16 protein-coding genes are annotated in these 19,303 nt (G+C 70.3%); 7 read left to right on the top strand and 9 right to left on the bottom strand.

The window, feature by feature from the left end; all coding sequences use genetic code 11:
- Nucleotides 1-139: 139 nt before the first annotated feature.
- Nucleotides 140-985 (bottom strand): septum site-determining protein MinC, encoded by an 846-nt coding sequence (gene minC, locus WME79_RS18965; RefSeq protein ID WP_437537746.1) that lies wholly within the window; start codon nucleotides 983-985, stop codon nucleotides 140-142.
- A gap of 159 nt (nucleotides 986-1,144) precedes the next feature.
- Between minC and WME79_RS18960 the strand changes: the two genes are divergently transcribed.
- Nucleotides 1,145-1,933: a hypothetical protein gene (locus WME79_RS18960; RefSeq protein WP_437537743.1), complete on the top strand. Its 789-nt coding sequence runs from the start codon at nucleotides 1,145-1,147 to the stop codon at nucleotides 1,931-1,933.
- A 6-nt stretch (nucleotides 1,934-1,939) separates the two neighbouring features.
- Here the strand turns inward: WME79_RS18960 and WME79_RS18955 are convergent, their stop codons facing one another.
- A complete protein-coding gene (locus WME79_RS18955) occupies nucleotides 1,940-4,336 on the bottom strand; it encodes an OTU domain-containing protein (protein WP_437537740.1) in 2,397 nt (798 codons plus the stop codon).
- Nucleotides 4,337-4,529: 193 nt separating this feature from the next.
- Nucleotides 4,530-4,682 carry a hypothetical protein gene (locus WME79_RS18950; protein ID WP_437537738.1) on the bottom strand — a complete coding sequence of 51 codons (153 nt, stop codon included), beginning with the start codon at nucleotides 4,680-4,682 and terminating at the stop codon, nucleotides 4,530-4,532.
- Nucleotides 4,683-4,699: 17 nt separating this feature from the next.
- On the opposite strand from WME79_RS18950, the gene WME79_RS18945 reads away from it, so the two are divergent.
- The 3 genes from WME79_RS18945 to WME79_RS18935 all read left to right on the top strand — a co-directional run bounded on the left by WME79_RS18945 (nucleotide 4,700) and on the right by WME79_RS18935 (nucleotide 6,330).
- Complete coding sequence (locus WME79_RS18945) at nucleotides 4,700-5,017, top strand: hypothetical protein (RefSeq protein WP_437537735.1); 318 nt, start codon at nucleotides 4,700-4,702, stop codon at nucleotides 5,015-5,017.
- 21 nt (nucleotides 5,018-5,038) lie between these two features.
- Nucleotides 5,039-5,230 carry a hypothetical protein gene (locus tag WME79_RS18940; RefSeq protein ID WP_437537733.1) on the top strand — a complete coding sequence of 64 codons (192 nt, stop codon included), beginning with the start codon at nucleotides 5,039-5,041 and terminating at the stop codon, nucleotides 5,228-5,230.
- A 257-nt stretch (nucleotides 5,231-5,487) separates the two neighbouring features.
- Nucleotides 5,488-6,330 carry a hypothetical protein gene (locus WME79_RS18935; RefSeq protein ID WP_437537730.1) on the top strand — a complete coding sequence of 281 codons (843 nt, stop codon included), beginning with the start codon at nucleotides 5,488-5,490 and terminating at the stop codon, nucleotides 6,328-6,330.
- A gap of 306 nt (nucleotides 6,331-6,636) precedes the next feature.
- Here WME79_RS18935 and WME79_RS18930 read toward each other — a convergent pair whose 3' ends face one another.
- The 4 genes from WME79_RS18930 to WME79_RS18915 form a co-directional block, all read right to left on the bottom strand.
- Entirely contained in the window at nucleotides 6,637-10,560 is a 3,924-nt protein-coding gene (locus WME79_RS18930) for a protein kinase domain-containing protein (protein WP_437537727.1), read from the bottom strand.
- 108 nt (nucleotides 10,561-10,668) lie between these two features.
- Nucleotides 10,669-11,241: a hypothetical protein gene (locus tag WME79_RS18925; RefSeq protein WP_437537724.1), complete on the bottom strand. Its 573-nt coding sequence runs from the start codon at nucleotides 11,239-11,241 to the stop codon at nucleotides 10,669-10,671.
- Between the two features lie 2 nt (nucleotides 11,242-11,243).
- Nucleotides 11,244-12,602: a hypothetical protein gene (locus tag WME79_RS18920; protein ID WP_437537721.1), complete on the bottom strand. Its 1,359-nt coding sequence runs from the start codon at nucleotides 12,600-12,602 to the stop codon at nucleotides 11,244-11,246.
- Entirely contained in the window at nucleotides 12,599-13,513 is a 915-nt protein-coding gene (locus WME79_RS18915; protein ID WP_437537719.1) for a hypothetical protein, read from the bottom strand. The genes WME79_RS18920 and WME79_RS18915 overlap by 4 nt, the downstream gene beginning before the upstream one ends.
- Before the next feature lie 159 nt (nucleotides 13,514-13,672).
- Here WME79_RS18915 and WME79_RS18910 point away from each other — a divergent pair, with 159 nt between their 5' ends.
- Together WME79_RS18910 and WME79_RS18905 are read left to right on the top strand one after the other, a co-directional pair.
- Nucleotides 13,673-14,524 (top strand): DUF350 domain-containing protein, encoded by an 852-nt coding sequence (locus WME79_RS18910; RefSeq protein WP_437537716.1) that lies wholly within the window; start codon nucleotides 13,673-13,675, stop codon nucleotides 14,522-14,524.
- Complete coding sequence (locus WME79_RS18905) at nucleotides 14,521-15,765, top strand: glutathionylspermidine synthase family protein (protein ID WP_437537713.1); 1,245 nt, start codon at nucleotides 14,521-14,523, stop codon at nucleotides 15,763-15,765. The genes WME79_RS18910 and WME79_RS18905 overlap by 4 nt, the downstream gene beginning before the upstream one ends.
- A gap of 33 nt (nucleotides 15,766-15,798) precedes the next feature.
- On the opposite strand, the gene WME79_RS18900 is transcribed toward WME79_RS18905, so the two are convergent.
- A complete protein-coding gene (locus WME79_RS18900; RefSeq protein WP_437537710.1) occupies nucleotides 15,799-16,368 on the bottom strand; it encodes an SgcJ/EcaC family oxidoreductase in 570 nt (189 codons plus the stop codon).
- A gap of 629 nt (nucleotides 16,369-16,997) precedes the next feature.
- On the opposite strand from WME79_RS18900, the gene WME79_RS18895 reads away from it, so the two are divergent.
- Nucleotides 16,998-17,474 (top strand): hypothetical protein, encoded by a 477-nt coding sequence (locus tag WME79_RS18895; RefSeq protein ID WP_437537708.1) that lies wholly within the window; start codon nucleotides 16,998-17,000, stop codon nucleotides 17,472-17,474.
- Here the strand turns inward: WME79_RS18895 and WME79_RS18890 are convergent, their stop codons facing one another.
- Nucleotides 17,475-19,190, bottom strand: a complete 1,716-nt coding sequence (locus WME79_RS18890) for an NTP transferase domain-containing protein (protein ID WP_437537706.1) — start codon at nucleotides 19,188-19,190, stop codon at nucleotides 17,475-17,477.
- Between the last annotated feature and the right edge of the window lie 113 nt (nucleotides 19,191-19,303).

Below are 19,303 nucleotides of genomic sequence, written 5' to 3'. Positions count from 1 at the left end.
GCACCATGCAGAGCAGAGCGGCGGTCTCCCGCACAGGAGACGGGCCCAGATCGGCGTTTTCGGCGCGGAAGCGCACTCCGGTGCGCTGAGCACCGAAAACGCCGAGGTGGGCCCGTATCCGAAGCGGGTGACCGTCGCTCTAGAGGCGTGTGACCACGAGGCCGTCGTTCTGTACCGAGATGCGGGCGGGCTTGCCGCGGTGCTCGTCGGGGATCTCGTCGGCCATGAGGTAGCGGCCGGCGATCGAGACGAACTCGGCCTCCAGGCTCATGCAGAAGATGCTCGCGTCCGCGTTGTTGTGGGCGCCGGCCATGGCGCGGCCGCGGAGCGGGGCATAGACATGGATGTTGTCGTTCGCGATGAGCTCCGCGCCCGAGCTGACCGGCGACAGGACCACGAGGTCGCCGTGGGGCACGTAGATGACCTGCCCGCTGCGCACCGGCTGCCGCACGGTGAGCCCTGCCGGCGGCGGCTCCCCGGCCGCGTCCGGCGCCGGGGTGGCTTCCCTCTGGCGCCGGGCGGGCCCTGCCGCGCCGCGCTCCGCGGCGGTGGCCCCTGGCGCGCCGCGGTCGGGCGCGGGCCCCACCGCCACGGGGCCCGGCGTGGGGGTGCTCCCCTCGGCCGGCGCAGCCTGGCGCGACGAGCGCGTGAGCGGCGTCCGCAGCACGCCGAGGCCGGCGGCGACGGCCCGCTCGCGCTGGGCGTCCGTCGGGTTGCGCACGGCGATGGGCACGAGGTTGTGCTTCCTCAGCAGCCCGGCGAGGGCGCCGAGGTCGACGGGCTCGTCGCCGAGCTCCGCGAGGTCGAGCAGGATCGGCAGGTGCAGGAAGAAGTGCGGCATCTGCGAGATGTGGTCGGCGAGCTGACGCTCGACGGCCGAGACATCCGCCGTCTTCAGACAGAGCATCGTGATGGCAGGCATCGTGCCCTTGAGCGCAAACGCCTGCTGCTCCTGCCGCTTCTCCCCTCGCCTGCCCGACACCATCGCTGTCCTCGCTCGCAAAAAGGTGCTCCCGCGGCGGCACTGTAACCCGGATCTGGGGGCTCGCGCGGGAAAAACCGGTAGCCGTTCCGGGCCTCGCCACGCGGCCGGCGCGTCGCTGCTTGGCTGGCCGCCTCGCGCGGTGCTAACGGTGGTTTGGCCATGCCGACCGCGCGCCGCGCCTCCGTACTGCGGCTCGATCCCCCTCCCGGCTCGCCCTCCGCCTCTCCCTTTCCCGCGCCCCCGCGCGCGACGCCCCGGCCCGTCGACGCGCTCGATCGCCACTTCGCGCTGGAGGTTCCGCGCGTGTTCTCCGAGGCGGAGCGCGCCGCGCTCGTCGCAGGGGTCCGCGCGGCCGGGGCCGAGTGGACTGCCGACTTCGGAGGCGAGCAGTTCTCGCTGGGGCGCGCGTTCTACACGCACCTGGAGCAGGGGCGCTCCCGGGTCTATTTCGCCGACGCGGCGGCCTCCGACGCCCGCGTCGAGCGCCACCTCCCCGGGCTCCAGCGCCGGATGCGCGAGCTCGTCGCGGCGCTCACCGGCGGGCTCGCGCAGCCCCGGCGCGGCTTCTGCGGGCCAGGCGTCCACATCTTCCCTGCGGGGGAGAAGGTCGCGCGCGAGGGCGGCGTCGTCCACTTCGACACGGAGGGGCTGTCCGACTACCACCTTGCCCGCCGGCTCCGCGCGATCACGGTCGTCGTGATGCTGGAGCTCCCGGACGCGGACGGCGGGCTCAAGCTCTGGGACGTCCTCTACGACGGGCGAGACGATCCTGGCGACGAGGCGCTCTCCGCGCAGAGCCTCGTCGCCAGCTACAGCGCTGGTGGAGCGCTGGTCATCGACAGCTACCGCCTGCACCAGATACAGCCGTTCCCGGGCGATCGCGACCGCATCTCCGCGACGGTGCACGCCGCCGAGATCGACAGCGGCCGCTGGGAGACGTGGTTTTAGAGCCGGCTACCTCTCCTTCATGAGCTCGTAGTGGTAGCCGTTGTGGTAGAGCCGGATCGTGTTTCCCCCGTTCGCGTTGTAGACGATCGGCGCGTCGTAATTCACCGAGTAGACCTCGATTCGCCTCCCGAGCGTGAGGCTCAGGGCGGCAATCTCGAGGTCGCCGCCCCACGCGCCGTTCTGACTCATATATCCAAGATAGTCGAGCTGCGCCTTCTTTGAGCCCCACCACGCCGTGTCAAAGTGGAGGAGCATGAAGCTGATGGCCTGGCGCCGCAGGGCAGCCGCGCGCAGATCGAGCGGCTCGAGCCCGGCAAGCGCCTGCGCGATCGCGAGGAAGAGGCAGTTGCCGCCGCCGTCGTTGGGGATCGTCTTCCAGGTGTTCGCGAGCTTGTCCGAGAGCTTCAGCGTCTGCTTCTCGGACTTCGTGGTGGGCTTCGGGAGCCTCTTTGGATCGATCTCTCTCTTGACCTTGGAGATCTCCCCACCGACCTCTTGGATGAGCTTGGTGAGCCACCCCGGCAGCGGCGGCCCGACGCTCCGCCTCCGCGGGGCGAAGGTCAGATCCCGGCCCGAGATCTTGAGCGAGGGCGCGTAGGGATCGCGGTCACGCTCGTAGATGAGGCTCCGGAGATCGGAGAGTTGGGCGAAGTCGATCAGCAGCTCGGCGTTCGTGATCAGCGCGTTCAGCGTGGAGGAGAGCTCATGGTACATCTCCAGCTCGCTCTCCTTGGGCGCCACGACGGCCTTCGCGGCCTTGAGCACCTCGACGAGCTTGCGCTCACCGAGGAACTTTTTGGTCGGACCGCGGTAGATCTCCGCGTAGATCTTCGTCACGGTCGACTGCTGTTCCTCCTCCGTCTTCGGGCGGTTCTTCAGGGCGCGCCGCGCTTCCTTGTATCCGTCGACGTCGCTCTTGGCGACGGTGGGGTCGCCTGTCAGCGCTGGGGCGATGAGCTGCACGGGGCGGACGGCGAAGATGTGGTAGTTGGGCACCTTGATGCCCTTGAACCCCTGCTCGTCGCCGAGATCGAACTTCCCTCCCCGGGGCGTGCCGGCGAGCACGAGCATCCTCTCGAAGCCCGACGAGGTGGTCACCTTGCCGCCCCTCCCCTCGAGCACGTAATCGATGTAAACGGTAGGGATGCCCATGAACGCGGGGGCCTCGAGCATCCCGCTGCGCATGCCGATCATGGTCAGACGGTCGCGGAGCCGGCTGTAGAGGTAGAGGTAACCGTAGAGCTGCTCGTTCAGGGTCAGCGTCGATCCCGTGGTCTCGATGGCGCGATTCCACCACTGCATCATGTCGTGGACGCCCTTCTTCCACACGTTCTTCGGCGTGACCTCGCCCTCGTAGGCGACGTGCTTGAAGACACGATCGCCCAGCAGGAAGATGTGCGGAGGGTTCTTCTGCATGGAGAGGTACTCCACGACCTGCCGGACCATCTGCTTGCGCGTGTCGAGCTCGGGGTGGGCCCCGCCGGGCAGACCGCCGGTCGATCGCAGGAGGAAGAGCACGACGGGCCGATCGCCCCCGTACGCCTCGCCGGCAATCTCGTCGACGACCTTGTGGATCTGCCCCCGGCGGGAGGACGAGACGCCGTCGGTGAAGGTGGGCACGGCGATCCCGTCGCGGAAGGCGGCGAAGCCTAGATCGTCGATGCAGCTCGCCACGACCCGCGTCGCGTCGCTGGCGAGGAGGCACGGGACGGGTAGCTTGCTCCGGCTGACCGCGGCCTCCACGTCGCCCACCTTGAGCAGGCTGATGCGAAACGACTCGATCCCGCAGTCGATGTAGAAGCGGGCCATGTCGAGGGCCTTCTTCTGCATCAGCCCGACCGGCGCCGTCTTTCCCACCTTGCGGTAGGCCTCGGGGTAGTAAGCGTCGTCCCAGCAGATCTCGATCCGTAGCCAGGGCAGGATCTTCAGCGTCAGGGCAATGGCATACCGATCGCCGGACTGGTGGGCCGCCTGGCGAAGGAACATCTGCGGTTGGCGGAGCGGCTGGACCTTCGGCGGCAGCACGAGGAACGCATTCACCGGTGACTCGGCGAGGAGCGGGAGCAACCGCTCGTCCACGCCCAGCGACGAGGGGCGCTCGCCGGGATCCTCGCGCCAGGAGCATTCGATCGTGAGAGAACAGTTCATCCACATGGACGCGATCAACACGGGCCTGGTCCCCGACTCGCGGACGATCGCGTCGGCGATGACGCGATCGGTTGGGGAGAGCTTCACCCCCTGGCACGAGACGCCGCTCACCGTGATGAGGCCCGGCAGGAGACCCGTTGCGTAGATCAAGCCGACGGCGCGGCGGAGGCTGCTCCCGAGATCCCCTGGTTCCAGGTAGATCCGGATCCTGAGCGGTCCCCCCGGGCGGTTCCCGAAGACGGCGACGATCAACATGTGGCTCCGGCCGACTGTAGGGCATCGGCCGAGACCGCGTCCAATGCGCTGCGGAGACACCAGCGCCAGCGCCGCCTGCAGCTCCAGGCTGCGTCCCTTCGACGCGCTGGTGGTGCCCGCAGCGCGGCGGCCATCGCCTGGCAGAGGCGCTGCGCGAGGACGTCCGGGCAGCGGATCCTGCGCAGACCCCGCGCTAGACGATCTTCCGCAGGTAATGGAACTTGGGATCCGTCAGATCGTCGGCCGTCAGCGCCCAGCCCTCGTCCCGCGGGATCAGGTAGATGACATCCGACTTGACGCTGGCGAAGCTCACGTGACCGAGGTTCTGGAGGATGTGGCCAAACACGTCGCGGCGCCACAGGCGTGGCCCGGCGGAGCTCGAAGCTCCTCCACACCGCGTACATCGCGGGGATCATCAGGAGCCTCGGCAGCGTGAGCGACACCAGCCCCCCCGTCGGCGAGCTCGGCCCGCTGCACATCGATTCATTCGGCGTGCTGGTCGCATTCGGGATCTTCGTGGGAGTACAGGTCCTCAAGAGACGCTCGGTCCGCGCGAGGCTCGATGTCGACATCTCCGGCCGGCTGCTCGCTTGGGCGCTCGTCGGTCGCTTCCTCGGCGCGGTCGTGGGCACGGCGCTCGTCCTCCGTCGTCACCGCGCCCGGCTCGGGGGCCGTGCGTGACGTTACGTGGACGCCATCGCCTTGGCCCTCCCGTTCGGCTGGACCGCGGGTCGCCTCGGCTGTTTCCTGGCCTTCGCTCATCCCGGCAAGGTCACGACCTTCTTCCTCGGCCAGCAGTACACGGACGGGCTCATCCGGCACAACCTCGGCCTCGAGGAGGCGCTGTACATGATCCCCGTCACGGCGGTGATCGTCGCGCTGGGGCAGAGGTGACCCCTAGGTCACCGCGCCGCGACCTCACCGGTCACAACTCAGGAGCACCGAGCCGCGCTTCGGTGGACGAGAACTGATGCCGCATGGGGATCGTCTGTGGCCCTGGAACGCACAACGAGGCGGCCGCTTCGCTCCTTCACCGGGGCGATCGAACCTGGCACGGGAACTTCCGTCCTCCCGACGGCCTTAAAGCCCTGGCATGGCGCTTGCGCCGTCATGGGTAGTTGGCCCGGATCGGCCCGAGTAAGGAGCTCACCATGTTCATCCCTCCATCCATTCACGGTTTTCTCCTCCTTTTGTTCGCCTCCTCCGTCCTCGCGGCGGCCTGCGTCGTCGACCCGTCGTCCGGTGCAGGCGAGCCCGTCGGTGATACTTATCAGAGCTTCGATGAATGGAAGGCCAGCCTCCCGCGCGATCCGAACGACGGCGCTTATCTCGTCGACGGCGACATCGGCGTTCACGACGACGTGACCCTGAAGGAACTCTCCGCCGAGTACCAGCAACCGGGGGCGCTCATCGTCAACACGCGCGACGACGGGAGCGATGACCGCTGGAGCGACGAGCAGAAGATGGACCTGACGTATTGCGTCTCTCCGCGCTTCGGCGACGATCATGACGCGGTGGTCGCCGCGACGCTGTCGGCCGGGTCCGCCTGGGCGAGCGCCGCCGCCGTCCGCTTCGTCTACGAGCCCGACCACGACGAGGCCTGCGAGTACGAGGAGCATCCCGTGCTGTTCGAGGTAGTCCCCGCCAGCGGCACCACCTACAACGGGCGAGCTTTCCTTCCGAACATGGTCGCGCGGGGGTATCACCAGGTCTTCATCGATCTACAGAACATCGCTCGGGCCGCCTCGAAGACCCTGACCGGGGTCCTCCGGCACGAGCTCGGGCACGTCCTCGGCTTCCGGCACGAGCACGCCCGGCCGGAGGGCAACGGCGCCTGCACAGAGCGTCCCGGTTGGCGGGCGCTCACGCCTTATGATCCGGGGTCGGTGATGCACTACAACGCGGAGAGCCGGTGCGAGGGCACCAACGAGGGAGACTACGTGCTGACCTGGCTCGACAAGGCAGGGGCGGCGGCGCTGTATGGCGAGCCTTGATGAGCTCCTCCGCGACGGGTGACCGCTGGCGGCCGGTCTCCACGTCGCGCCGCACGCGGCGCGAAGGATGTAACCGATAGGTTTACAATTCATATGACCGATGCGGTTACCCGCAGAGGCGGAGGACCGAAACTCGCGGGCAAATTCGCTGGAATGGCATGGCGTGCACGTTGTCGCACTGTGATCGGGCGGGATGTGGGCGGCGACTCGTGACATCCATGAAGTGAGCGGGGCGCGATGAGGCATGATGGATTGATTGCTCGCTCGGCTGATCGCCGCGAGGGCTGTTTGAATCAGCCTCCACGCCTACGCCGGTGGCCAGCCGTCCCCAGCGAACGCCGGGGCAATGGCAGCGGCCTCGAGCCACTCCCGCGCGAGCTCCAAGATCTGCGCATTCTCGGAGACGTTCCGGAGGAAACCGTCGCGACGGCGGAGATCGTCGATCCGCGCCGCGGTCGCGAGGAGGCGGTCGCGCGCGTCCGCGATGGCGGCGCGCGCTGCCGGGTGATCGCCGGTCGCCTCGAGCGCCCGCGCGTACACGAGGCGGGCGAGCTCCTCGCCCTCCTCGACCTTGCCGAGCGAGGCGAGCAGCGCCATCGCTTCACGCGCCTCGGCGAGCGCCTCGGACGGCCTCCCGCGCGCGAGCATCACCTCGGCCCGCGTGGCTAGGGCAACGACCTGGAACGGCTTCGCCGCCTCGAGCAGCGCCACCGCACGCTGGGCCTCCTTTTCGGCCGCTTCGAGCTCACCCGCGCTCCGCAAGAGCCACCCGAGGTAGGCGCGCGAGACCCCCTCGATGCTCCGCCAGTCGCCTTTCACGGCGGCGGTGACAGCCTCCGACTCGACAGCGAGCCCCTCATCGATCGCGCCGAGGCGGCCGAGGGCGAAGCCCAGGTTGTGCCGGCCCGTGATGACCGCGCGCTCGAGCCCCATGCGCTCGGCGTCGGCAACCGCGCCGCGGAGGAGCGCCACCGCTTCGGCGTAGGCGCCGAGCCTGATCTCGGCCTCCGCGAGGTTGCCGCGGGCGACGCAGGCGTTGCGGACGTCGCCCGTCTGCTCGAAGCAGCGCAGCGAGGCCTCCGTCAGCGCTCGGCAGCGATCGAGGTGGCCGGCGAACTGCGCGCGCACGCTGAGCGCCCGGAAGATCGGCCCGCTCACGGCCGGGTCGCCCGAGAACCGCCCGGCGACGGCCTCGATCCGGGCGTGGAGCAGCTCGGCCCGATCGTAGATGCCCGCGAAGAACAGCCGCACCACCACCCGCGTGGCGGCCATCACCGCCGGGCCGGTCGTCCCGTCATCGGACCAGGCACCCGCGAGCTCATCGGCGAGCGCCACCAGCCGCTCATGATGTCCGAGCCTCCCCGCGGTCTGGCCCACGTCGCCCACGGCCACGTACCAGCGAGCGCTGCCCCTCGGCAGCGACTCCATCGCTACCTGCGCCCAGCGGAGCGCCTCGGCGATGTCCCCGCGCCAGTGATGCGCCTCGGTCCGAACGAGCGCCAGCTCCCCGCGCGCCTCGCCGCTCGCGCCGAGCGCGAGGGCGCGAGCGGTGTGGGAAAACACGGCCTCCAGGTCGTTTCCAGCGAGAGCCTGCGCCGCTGCGCGCCGGTAACCGTCGGCGGCGCGCGCGGGGTCGCCGCCCCGATCGAAGTGCTCGGCGATCACCGCGGCTGCCGGCTCCGACGCCTGCTCGAGCCATGCGCCGGCGAGCTTGTGCCCGAGCGTTCTGTCGCCTTCGGTCAGCGTCGCATACGCCCCCTCGCGGAGGAGCGCGTGCCGGAACGCGAGCTCCTCCTCGCCCGAGAAGCGGCTCTCGCGGCGCCGCACCAGGATCTCGCGTTCCACGAGGGGCGCGAGATCGTGTGCGATCTCGCTCCGGCGCGCCTCTCCGCCCAGGAGCGCGGCGACGCTCCCCACCCAGAAGACCTCGCCGAAGATGCTCGCCGCGCGGAGGAGCCGCCGCGCCCCTTCGTCGAGCTCCCCGAGCCGCGACTCGACCATGGCCACCACCGTCTCCGGCATGTCGGAGCCCTTGCCCTCGGCCGTCCAGCGGATCAGCTCCTCCAGGTAAAAGGCATTTCCCTCCGACAAACGCACGATGCGTGCAATGGTCTCGGCGGCCGCCCGCTCGCCCAGGACGTGCCGCGCGAGGCGCTCGCCGGCCCGCCGGCTCAGCTCCACGAGCCGTAGCTCGTGCAGCCGGCGGCCTTCCCAGAGCTTCGGAAAGACGTCGCGCACCTCGGGGCGCGCCATGGCCAGGACGAAGAGCGGCCGCTCCTCCAGCGTGCGCAACGCCCCGTCGAGGAGCTGTACCGTCGGCCGATCTCCCCAGTGCAGATCCTCCAGCAGGACGAGCACCGGCGCCTTCGCGCAGGCCGCGCCGAGGAACTCGAGGAACGCCGCGCGCACCTGGTCCGCCATGAGCGGCGCGTCACGCCGCGCGGATCGCAGCGCGAGGCTGTCGTCGTCCGGGAAGGGTGCGCCCACGATCTCGCCCAGGAACTCCACAACACGCCGCCGCTCGCCCGGCGCGCTCCACGCTGCCACCTGCGCCAGCAGCTTCTCCCGCCGGCTCTCCGGCGGCTCGCCCTCGTGGATGCCGCACGCGCTCCGCAGCGCCTGGCCGAGCATCTCGAGGGGAGAGCCGGCGCGCAGCGTATCGCCGCGCGCGATCCAGATCGACACCGGCTCATCCCGCGCCCTGAGCTCCTGCAGAAGCTCGTGGGCCAGCCGCGACTTGCCCATGCCCGGCGGCGCCACGACCAGCGCCGCCTGCGGGGTGGCCTCTTCCACGGTCTCGGTGAACAGCGCCCGCAGCATGCCGAGCTCGCGCTCACGCCCCACGCACGGCGTGGCCTTACCCAGGAGCAGCCGTGTACCCTCGGCGACCGCACGCTCGCCATGCAACCCGAAGACCCCGTCGTCCTCGCGCACATCGAAGCGCGCGTCGAGCAGCCCCGCGACCACCTCGTCGATCATCACCGCGCCCGCTGCCGCCGCAGCGTCGCGCGCCATGGTGCCAGAGAGCCGCGCCACCCGGTCGATCGCGGGCCCCAGCGACCGAGCCGAGCGGTCGCTGCGTCCGATGGTGAGGGCGACGCGCCGCCCGCCGGCCTGGGCGCGCAGCGAGAGCGCGCAGCGCGCCGCCTGCGCGGCGAGATCCGTCGCCAGGCTCCTGCCCGCGATCATCACGACCACCGACCCGTCAATCAGACGCTCGCTCGCGCCGCCATGCACCTCGGCCTCGCGCAGGATGACCACATCGTCGGGGGTTAACGTGAGCGTGGAACTTCCATCGAATCGCGGAACCTCGACACCTGGCGGCGCGCTCACGAGGATCACCGCCATCGCGCGCTGCTCGCTGCTCGTCAATGACGGTGTTCCGATGGAGCGTGAACGCAGCCTGACAGGCGGCTCCCCGAGCGCCCGCAGCGCCTCCGCTGTTGCCCTGCCGTCGAGCGGTCGCTCCTCTCTCCCCTTGGACAGCATCCTTCGCAGCAGCGCGTCGAGCGCCTCCGGCACCTCCGGCCGCACGCTCCGCACGCTCGGGGTCTCCTCGAAGAGCACCTTCGTCAGGATTGCCGCCAGGTGCTGGCCGCCGAACGCAGGCTCGCCCGTCAGACATTCGAAGAGCACACACCCGAGCGAGAAGACGTCCGCGCGCGTATCGATGCTCGCCTCGCCCCGCGCCTGCTCAGGCGCCATGTACCCGGGCGTTCCGAGCAGCGTCCCTGCGCACGTCATCGTCGCCGCGTGCTCGAGCCGCGCAATACCGAAGTCGAGCACCTTCGCCTCCTCCAGGCGCTTCCCCGGCAAGAACAGGTTGCTCGGCTTCAGATCGCGGTGGATCACCCCCTGCGCGTGCGCATATGCGAGCACGTCCGCGACCCTCAGGGCGAGGGCGACGCTCTCGTCGATGCCGAGCGGGCCACGCCCGAGCCGAGCGGAGAGATCCTCGCCATCGAGCCACTCCATGACGAGGTAAGGAGCCCCATCGGCGCTCGCGCCGTGCGCCAGGTACCGCACGATGTACGGATGCGAGAGGCCCGCGAGGATCTGCGCCTCTCGCGCGAACCGGGCCGCGTCCTCGAGGGCGCCTCCAAGCAATACCTTGACCGCCACCGGCTCGCCCGCCTCCTGGTCGAGCGCCTTCCACACCTCCCCCATTCCGCCCGCGCCGACACGGCGCTCCAGGCGGTAGCGCTCCGTGAAGGCCGTCGCTGGTTGCACGGGGCGAGTATCGGCGCGCCGGACCGGGGTGTAAAGGCCGGGTCGTCCGGCGGGCGGGCGTCCGCCCTTCAACTCCGCGGAGACATTCTCAGTGCGGCATCCCTCGGTTTACACGATCTTCCGCAGGTAATGGAACTTGGGATCCGTCAGATCGTCGGCCGTCAGCGCCCAGCCCTCGTCCCGCGGGATCAGGTAGATGACATCCGACTTGACGCTGGCGAAGCTCACGTGACCGAGGTTCTGGAGGATGTGGCCAAACACGTCGCGGTGCCACAGGCGGTCCTTGGGGATGTCGCAGACCGTGCGGAGCATCCGATCCGTGGGTGAGCCCTGGATCAGCAGGAACGCCATCGTGAAGGTCAGGTAGCGGGGCTGGCCGCGGTAAGGGTCCGGCGTCCCCGACGGCCCCTTACGCGCGCCCTCCTCCGTGATCATGCCGCGGGACCACATGCCGTAATCGTTGAGCGCCCGGGAGTCGTCGTCGAAGTAGTCCCAGCACCCCTTCTCGATGGCGTGCAGATTGGACAGCAGCGCCATCTGCGCGCGGCGGTACTGGTACCACTTGTATTGCAGGCTCATCTTCTCGAACTGCACCTGGACGGCATCGTGCAGCGCGCGCTGCAGCGTGCTCCCGGGGTCCATGCGCGCGCACACCTCCATCGCGAAGATCGAGTGCTCCACGGTCAGCCTCCGTATCCGCCCGAAGCCCGGTTCCACGAGCCGCTCCGGCTGAGGGCCGCGCCGAGGATCACGCCTGTGCCGAGCGCCACGACGACTGGCACCGTCCCGAAGCCATCCGGGATCGGCGACACCCCGCTCGACGCGCTGCCGCTCGAGAACGCCGTCGCGCGCTGCGTCGGCACGTACAATTTGCCCGGCCTCGGAGCGCTCGGCTCGACCGGCGCCGGGCGTGGGGGCGGCCCCCAGGGATAGTCGTTCCAGAACCAGCCGTGCGACGCGGCGCGGCCGCCATAGTAGTAAGGAGGCCAGTCCTCGGTCTCGTTCGCGGGCTTCGACTCCGCCGGGTCGGCGGCGAAGACGCTCGCGGCTATCAATCCGACGTCGATCCGGCGCGACCGGAACGCAACGAAGTCGTCGTTGAGGTCGTCGGATTCAGTCGTGTCCCGCTCCGTGGGCACGACGACCAGCACATGGCGAACCCCGCGGTCCCAGAGCGCATCGGCGGACGGAAGCCTCGCGACATGCCGGTTGTCGAACTGCGTCGCGTCGTCCGAATAGGGCGAGAGCCGCTGCCGATCGAGGACGAACATCGTCGCGCGGGGGCCGGGAACCGAGCGGGCGAAGAGCGGCTGGTAGTACGCCGCCGCGGCGAGCGTCAGGTGCGCCTTGACGACGCCCCGCGGGTGCGGCCAGTTGTCGAACGTGAACACCGGGTCGAACGCCTCCGCCGCGCCCGCGGCAAAGGCCACCGACTCGGGGCCGTCGAGATCCACGATGACCGCGATGTCGCGGCGCAGCCCGCTGTCCGTCCGGGCGGCGAGGAGCAGCGATGCGAGCGCCTTGCCGCTCCGGTAGGCGCGGTCCATCGCCGGCGTGAAGATCGGCCGGAGCACGTCGCCGAGCGGCGTGATGGGCGCTGGATCCCCCTCGGCGACGAGCGTGGGCACGGCCGACGGCGACTCGAACAGCGCAGGCACGTAGTAGGCGCGCGCGCCCTCATCCGCCGGCCTGAGGTCGGTGGACATCCTCGCGAGGGCAGCCCGGTCGAACGGCTTCTTCGACTCGCCGTCGAACGTCACGCTCTCCTGCGCGGCGCCGAAGCTCCAGCCGAACGTCCGCTGCATGTCGAGCGCCCGCTTCCTCTGCACCGCTGTCTCATCGTCCGAGCACCCATCAGCGGCGACGGCGATCGCGGCCGCCACCCCGACGAGCCCGACCGCGCCGAGCGCGGCCAGGATCGCGTTTCGCCGCGACGCGTCCTTGGGCGCGTCGGTCAGGCCCTTGTGCCACCAGCGCGCCCCGATGATCCCTGGCTTGTCGAGCACCTCGGCGCGCTCGAACGGCTCATCCAGCTGGCTCACGCGGCGGCCTCCCCGGCGCCCTGCGGCGCGCGCTCGGCCGGCGCCGGTGGCGCGGGCGGCGAGGCCCCGGCGCCCCTGGCGTGGTCGCGCCGGAGCGCCTCGATGAACTCCGGCGTGAAGGTGCCGTCGATGCGCACCGAGTACCTGAAGTACGGGTCCGCCTCGACGCCGTGGTAATCGTGATCGTTGAACCAGTAGGCCCGGCCGGCGACTGGCATCTTGCGCCGCGCGCGCTCATCCCACAGGAACAGGCGCTTGTTGCCCGCGGGACAGAGCGTGATGAAGTGATCGGGCTCGCTGTCCGGCGCTCTCCCCTCCCCGTCGTGGTGCACCGTGCCGTGATCGTTGGCCTCGAGACCCATGATGTTGCAGCGCCCTATCGACGAGAACGGCAGGCGCTTCACGTAGGCGATCGTCCTCGGGAAGAACGAGCGCGCCAGGCGGGTGAAGTCCTTGCCTTCACTCCGACTCTTGTCGCTCCAGTACCGGTTCGGGATGAGCTCGACATAGACCTTCCAGGGGAAGTACACCCCATGGCGGAACTTGAGCCACAGCATCTGCCGCCGGGAGAGCGGGATCTCGCGCTCCTCGCCGAACTCGAGCGCGGCGCGCGTGGAGCTTTCGATCGACGAGGGATCGTCGGAGAGGCGCTGAAACGTGGCGAACTCCTCGTCGCCGAGGCCGCGGATCACCTCGCCGTAGTCGGCGAACGCCTCGCCGAGGCGCGACGGCGGCATGATGCCCATCGTGCGGTGGCTGCCACCGGTGTAATCGATCGGCACCTGCGTGAGCCCGAGGCAGATCTCCTCGTGGATCTCGCCGAGCGGGGCGAGGTCGAGGTACGGCTCGAGATCGATATAGGGTCGCGAGAAGATGCCCTGGATACCGGAGTCACAAGGAGGTTCGACCATGGGTCCGCCGCCGGAGCCGGGGCGTCACCGCCCCGCAGGCCTACCCATATCACAAAGCGCGGGGCGCCCCGCAAACCCCGAAACCCGCCTGCGCCTCGCGGCGGCGTGACGCGAGGCTTGGGCTTGTGAGGGCGCGGCGCGTTCTGTAGCGTGGGTCCCATGGATCTGTCCTACGTCATGGGGTTCGGGCTGGGCACCACGCTCGCTCTGCTCGCCCTGCTGCGCATCGGGCAGAGGGTCTTCTCACCGGCGCACACGGTCGCCCGCGATCTCACGGAGAGCAACGCCGCCCGCCGGCTGCTCACGGTGGGCCAGGTCCTCGCGGTGTTCCTCGTCGCCGCGAACGCCGTGAAGAACTGCCTCGAGGGGGAGGGCTTCGCGCGCGACCTCCTCTGGGTGAGCGCGTTCGCCGTCGTGGGCCTGCTCCTCGTGCTCGCGACCGGCCAGCTCGGGATCCGCCTTCTGCTCAGGGCGCGGCTCCCGGCCGAGATCGAGCGCGGCAACGCGGCCGCGGGCCTCGCGGCGGGCGCGCACTACGTGGCGACCGGGCTCATCACCTCGCGCGCGATCGCGGGCAAGGATCTCGGCGATCTCGCGATCTCCCTCGGCTTCTTCGTCCTCGCGCAGATCACGCTGCACGTGTTCATCTCGCTCTTCCGGGCGCTCACCACGTACGATGACGCCGAGCAGATCCAGGGAGAGAACCTCGCCGCCGCGCTGAGCTACGCCGGCGCCTCGATCGCGGTGGCCATCATCATCGCGCGGGCGCTGGAGGGCGACTTCGAGGGTCTCTTCATCTCGCTGAAGGGCTATGGCGGGGTGCTGCTCTATCTGTTCGCCCTCTACCCTGTGCGGCAGCTCCTTGTGCAGAGCGTGCTGCTCGGCGCGCCGCTCGCGCTGCGCGGCGGCCGCCTCGACGCGGGCATCGCGGCCGACCGCAACGAGGGGCTCGGCGCGCTCGAGGCGACGACCTACCTCGCGACCTCGATCGCCATCGCGCGCCTCCTATGACCTCCGCTGACCGCGCCTACGACGCCTTCGCCGCGAAGATCGTCGACACGGGCCTCATCACCGACCCCTGGTTCGACGGGGCCCCGCGCTTCCGTGAGGAACCGGTGTTCGTCACCGCCGCCGAGCAGCGCGCCCTGTACCGCGCCGCCGAGGAGGTCGCGGCGGTCTACAACGAGCTTTGCCTGATCGTGGCAGACGAGCCGGCGCTGCTCGACGACTTCTTCTGTCTGACGCCCTGTCAAAAGGCGATGTGGCTCTCGTCACAGCCGCTGTGGCACGGCATCGCGCGCGCCGACGTCTTCCTGACGGACGAGGGCCCGGCGATCGCCGAGCTGAACTGCGACACGCCGACGGGCGAGGCGGAGGCGGTCGTGCTGAGCGCGCTCGCGGCGCCGGACCACCCGGGCGCGCGCGACCCCAACGGCGAGCTCGGCGCCCGGTTCTGCGCGATGGTGGACGAGGTCGCCCGCGCGCTCCTCGGCGAGGCCGCGACGCGGCGCCTCGGCTTCGTCTATCCGACGGAGTTCACGGAGGACCTCTCGGTCATCCGCCTCTACCAGCGCTGGCTCACGGAGCGCGGGTATTCCGTGGTCCTCGGCTCGCCATACAACCTCGGCCACGACGATCGCGGCCTGTCGCTCTTCGACGTCCCCTTCTCTGTCCTGCTGCGCCACTACAAGACGGACTGGTGGGGAGAGCGCTCGAGCGTGTGGACCGACGAGCAGATCCCCGACGCCGAGCCGCTCGCCGGCCCGCTCGGCGCCGTGCTGTCCGCCGCGGCCGACGGGCGCGCCGCGATCCTGAACCCGCTCGGCGCCGTGCTGCCGCAGAACAAGCGCTCGATGGCGTTCATGTGGGAGCACCTCCATCGCTTCTCGCCGCACGCACAATCGGTGATCCAGCGTCACGTCCCGGTGACGTCGCGGCTGGAGACGGTGCACCCCGAGCTGCTCCTCGCGCAGCGCGAGGAGTGGGTCCTGAAGAGCGATTACGGCGCCGAGGGAGAAGAGGTGATCCTCGGGCGCCACACTCCCGACGACGTCTGGCGCACGTCCCTGGCCAAGGCCCGGGAGGGCCGTTGGATCGCGCAGCGGTACTTCGCCGCCCTGGAGAACGCGCGGCGCGAGTCGGTCAACTACGGCATCTACCTGATCGCCGGCGAGGCGTGCGGCATCTACGCGCGCGTCCAGGCCGGGATGACGGACGCGGCCGCGCTGAGCGCGCCGGCGCTGGTGCGGTAGGAGCGTCCGCGGGGCGGGCGCGCCCGCGGGCGGCTACTTGGCGGCTGGGGCCGGGGGCGCCATGCCGCGCACCGCGCGGAACGCGTCGGCGGTGGCCTGCGTGTTCTGCGTCGTCACGATCTGGAGCCGGTCCCCCTCGCGCCGCGCCACGTGCACCAGGATGCCCTGCATGTCGGGCACGGGCTGGCCATCCGGGGTGACGACGCCCGTCAGCTCCCATGCCCAGCGGACGACCGCGAGCTCGGGCGCGACGAAGCGTGTCTCGACACGCACGCTGGCGAGGCGGCTCTTTGCGAAGACGCTCTTGTGAATGCCGACGTGATTCGCCCGGATCTCCTCCCGCCCATGCCACCACATCCCGAAGATGTTCACGAAATCGGCGTCCTCCGCTTGAAGCGCGGCGAACGCATCCATGTCGTGCCGGTTCCAGGCGTCGTTGAAGGCGGCGACGAGCTGCTCCCCCAGCGCCTGCTGCTCGCGGGCGTCGGGCGCCGCCGCCGCAATGGCCGGCGCTGGCGCCGCCGGCGCAGCGGGCTGTGGCGTCGCGGGGGCGCACGCGAGGACCAGGAGCGGCAGCGCAGCCAGGGCGAGGGTTCTATGCATGGGACGCCACTTACTGCGAACCGGCGCGGGACGTCAACCGGCGGCGCGCTCGATCCTGGCTGCGGGTCAACCCGCTGTCCTCGCGGGCGGTAGAGTAGAGCCGCCTCGATCACGTGGAACAGGCGTTGACCCGCTCGCACCGTCATCGAGGCTCAGCGCTCGGCCGGATCGCCGGTTGCCAGGGCGGCCGCGGATAGGTACGCTTGGTTGTCCGCTGGGTCCGCTCCGCGCACTGCCCAGGATGTCTGAGGAACCCGCCCCCAATTGACATTCCCACGACCGGGGCGCGACGACCCGGCGACCCAGATTGACGGATGAGGAGAGAGATGCATCGATTTGTCTTCAGAACGTGCGGATACCTGGCCACGAGTTGCCTGCTCACGCTCGTGGCTTGCGGTGACGACAAGGCCTCCGACGACACGTCGACGTCGACATCGGGGAGCGGGGGCGCCGGCGCTGCGGGCTCGGCGGCCTCGACAGGCTCGGGCGGCGCTGGCGGGTCAGGTGATGGAGGCGGGGGCAGCGGCGCGACGGGTTGTCCAGAGCTCGTTGGCCGCGTCCCCATGCCGGAGCTCGGTCCGTGGATGTATGGGCCTCATCCCGGACCATGCGCCCAGACGGACACGGAGATGGACACGGAACTGGAGACGTCGATCGTCTACGAATACGACGGCCAGCATGTCATCGGAGCGGTCGAGACGCAGGGCAGCGATACCCACACACACACCTTCGACTACGAGGGCGGTCGAATGATCCGCATGACCCGGACCGGCGCGGCCGACACACGTGTCCTCGAGATCGACTACAACGACGAAGCGCGGGCGATCACCTTCGGCAACGACGACTACTTCGTCCGATACGATCACGATGACCAGGGGCGACCCACGCAGCTGACGTTCGACCGCTTCGCGGATGAGCTGCCGACCATCACGACGGAGATCGTCTACGAGGGTTGTCGTCTCCTCCACCGGACGCAGGGGGTGAGCCCGATCGACGGCACGCCTAGCCCATCGATCCCCGCCTTCACCTACGTGTTCGACGGCGATCTGCTGGTCGAGCGCCTCGGCGACACGTTGCACACGGTTTACGACTACAGCTGCTGGTGATCAGCTCGGCGGGTTCGCCGGCGCGTGGCCGCCGAGCGCGCGCACGTCGTCGGCCGTATCGACGTCGATCGCCCCGCCCGCCCAGTCGATCGCCGCGACGTCCTCGACGCGCAGCAGACGGCCGGCGCCCTGGTCGCCCTGGAGGCGTGAGAGCGCGTCCCAGCGAGATCGGTCGAACACCGCCGGCGCGCCCACGACGCCGCTGAACCGCGACGCGGCGATCGGCGCGCCCGCGAGCCAGGCGTCCCGCAGCGCGGTGAGGTGCTCGACCGTGAGCAGGGGCTGGTCCGCGAGCGCGATCAGGAGCGCGTCGGCCTTCGAGGCCTCCGCCCACCGGACCGCGGCGCGGACCGAGGAGGCGATGCCCTCTTCCCAGCCATCGTTCGCGATGTGCGCGATCTCGAGATCGCCGAGCGCGCGCGCGACCGCGCCGGCGTTGGCGCCGAGCACGACGCCGACCGGTCCGGAGCGAGCCTCGACGCACGTGGTCGCCACGCGCCGGACGAGCGGCGCTCCGTCGAGCTCGACGAGCTGCTTGGGGCGACCGAGGCGACGTGAGCCGCCGGCGGCGAGCACGACCAGCGCCACGCGCGCATGCAGCGGTCGGGCGCGGGCGCGGAGCTTTCCCCCCTGCGCCCGGCGCGCGACGGCCTGGAGCTCGCCCACGATCGAGAGCGCGATCTGCTCGGGCGTCTCGGCGCCGAGATCGAGGCCGATCGGCGCGTGGATCCGCGGATCGTCGCCGGGGTGGCCGATCTCGGCGAGGAGATCGCGCGTGCGGCGCGCGGGCCCGAGGACGCCGATGTAGCGAGCGCGCGACGCGAGGGCGACGGCGAGCGCGTCGCGATCCGGCGTGAGCTGATGGTGCATGATCACGACGTACGGCTCGGCCGCAGCGTCGATGAGCGCGCGGAGGCGATCCGCCGCGCCGCCGGTCGAGACGACGCGATCCGCGGCGCGGAACCGGGACTCCTGGCGGATCGTGGGACCAGCGACCGTGACCCGGAAGCCGACCGACGTCGCGAGCGTGACGATGGACACCGCGTCGTGCCCACCCCCGAGCACGAAGAGCTGCGGCGACGGCGCGATCTTCTCGACGAGCACGGTGATCCCCAGCCCGTCGAGCTCCACGACGCCGGCGGGTCCCCGCGCCGCGGCCTCGATCGCGGAGCGCGCGGCCGGATCGGTCACCGGGTGCGCGAGCGCGCACGGCGGACCGAACGCGAGGCGCGCGCCGACCCGGACCGCGCCGGCCGTCGAGCGGATCACCGTGACCAGCGTGCCGGTGGTCTCTTCGGCGAAGCAGGCCGCGGCGAACGCGAGCGCGTCGTGGGTCGCGCCGGCGGCGACGTGCTCGAGCAGAACATCGACGACGCCGTTGCAGCCGAGCCCCACACCCCACGTCTCTCCGTCCTCAGCGGTCGAGTCGTAAGCGACCACCACGGCACCATCGCGGCACCGGTGTTCTCCGCGGAGCATCACGTCGCCCTCGAGGCAGCCGCCGCTCACACACCCGGATACCCAGCGATCGCCGGCGACCAGCATCCGCGCGCCCGGACGCCGGTACGACGACCCCGACACCCGCACGACCGTCGCGAGCAGAAACGGGGACCGACTTACCACCAATGTCGCCGCTTCGCGCACGATCCGCTCAAGCTCGTTCATGCGCTCGGCATCATTCACCCTTCGTGACGCGCCCGCCAGGGTGTTCGTCATCACTGGACACCACGGATCACCCTCCGGGCCGCTCGATCGCCGTCGGCGTCACAGGACGGCGGCGCGCCGCTGGCCGACGGTGAAGAAAAGATAAGAACATGCGCAGTCGCTTG

Source organism: Sorangium sp. So ce726 (genome assembly GCF_051521405.1).
GTDB lineage: Bacteria > Myxococcota_A > Polyangia > Polyangiales > Polyangiaceae > Sorangium.
This window is presented reverse-complemented; position numbering and strand designations above follow the sequence as displayed.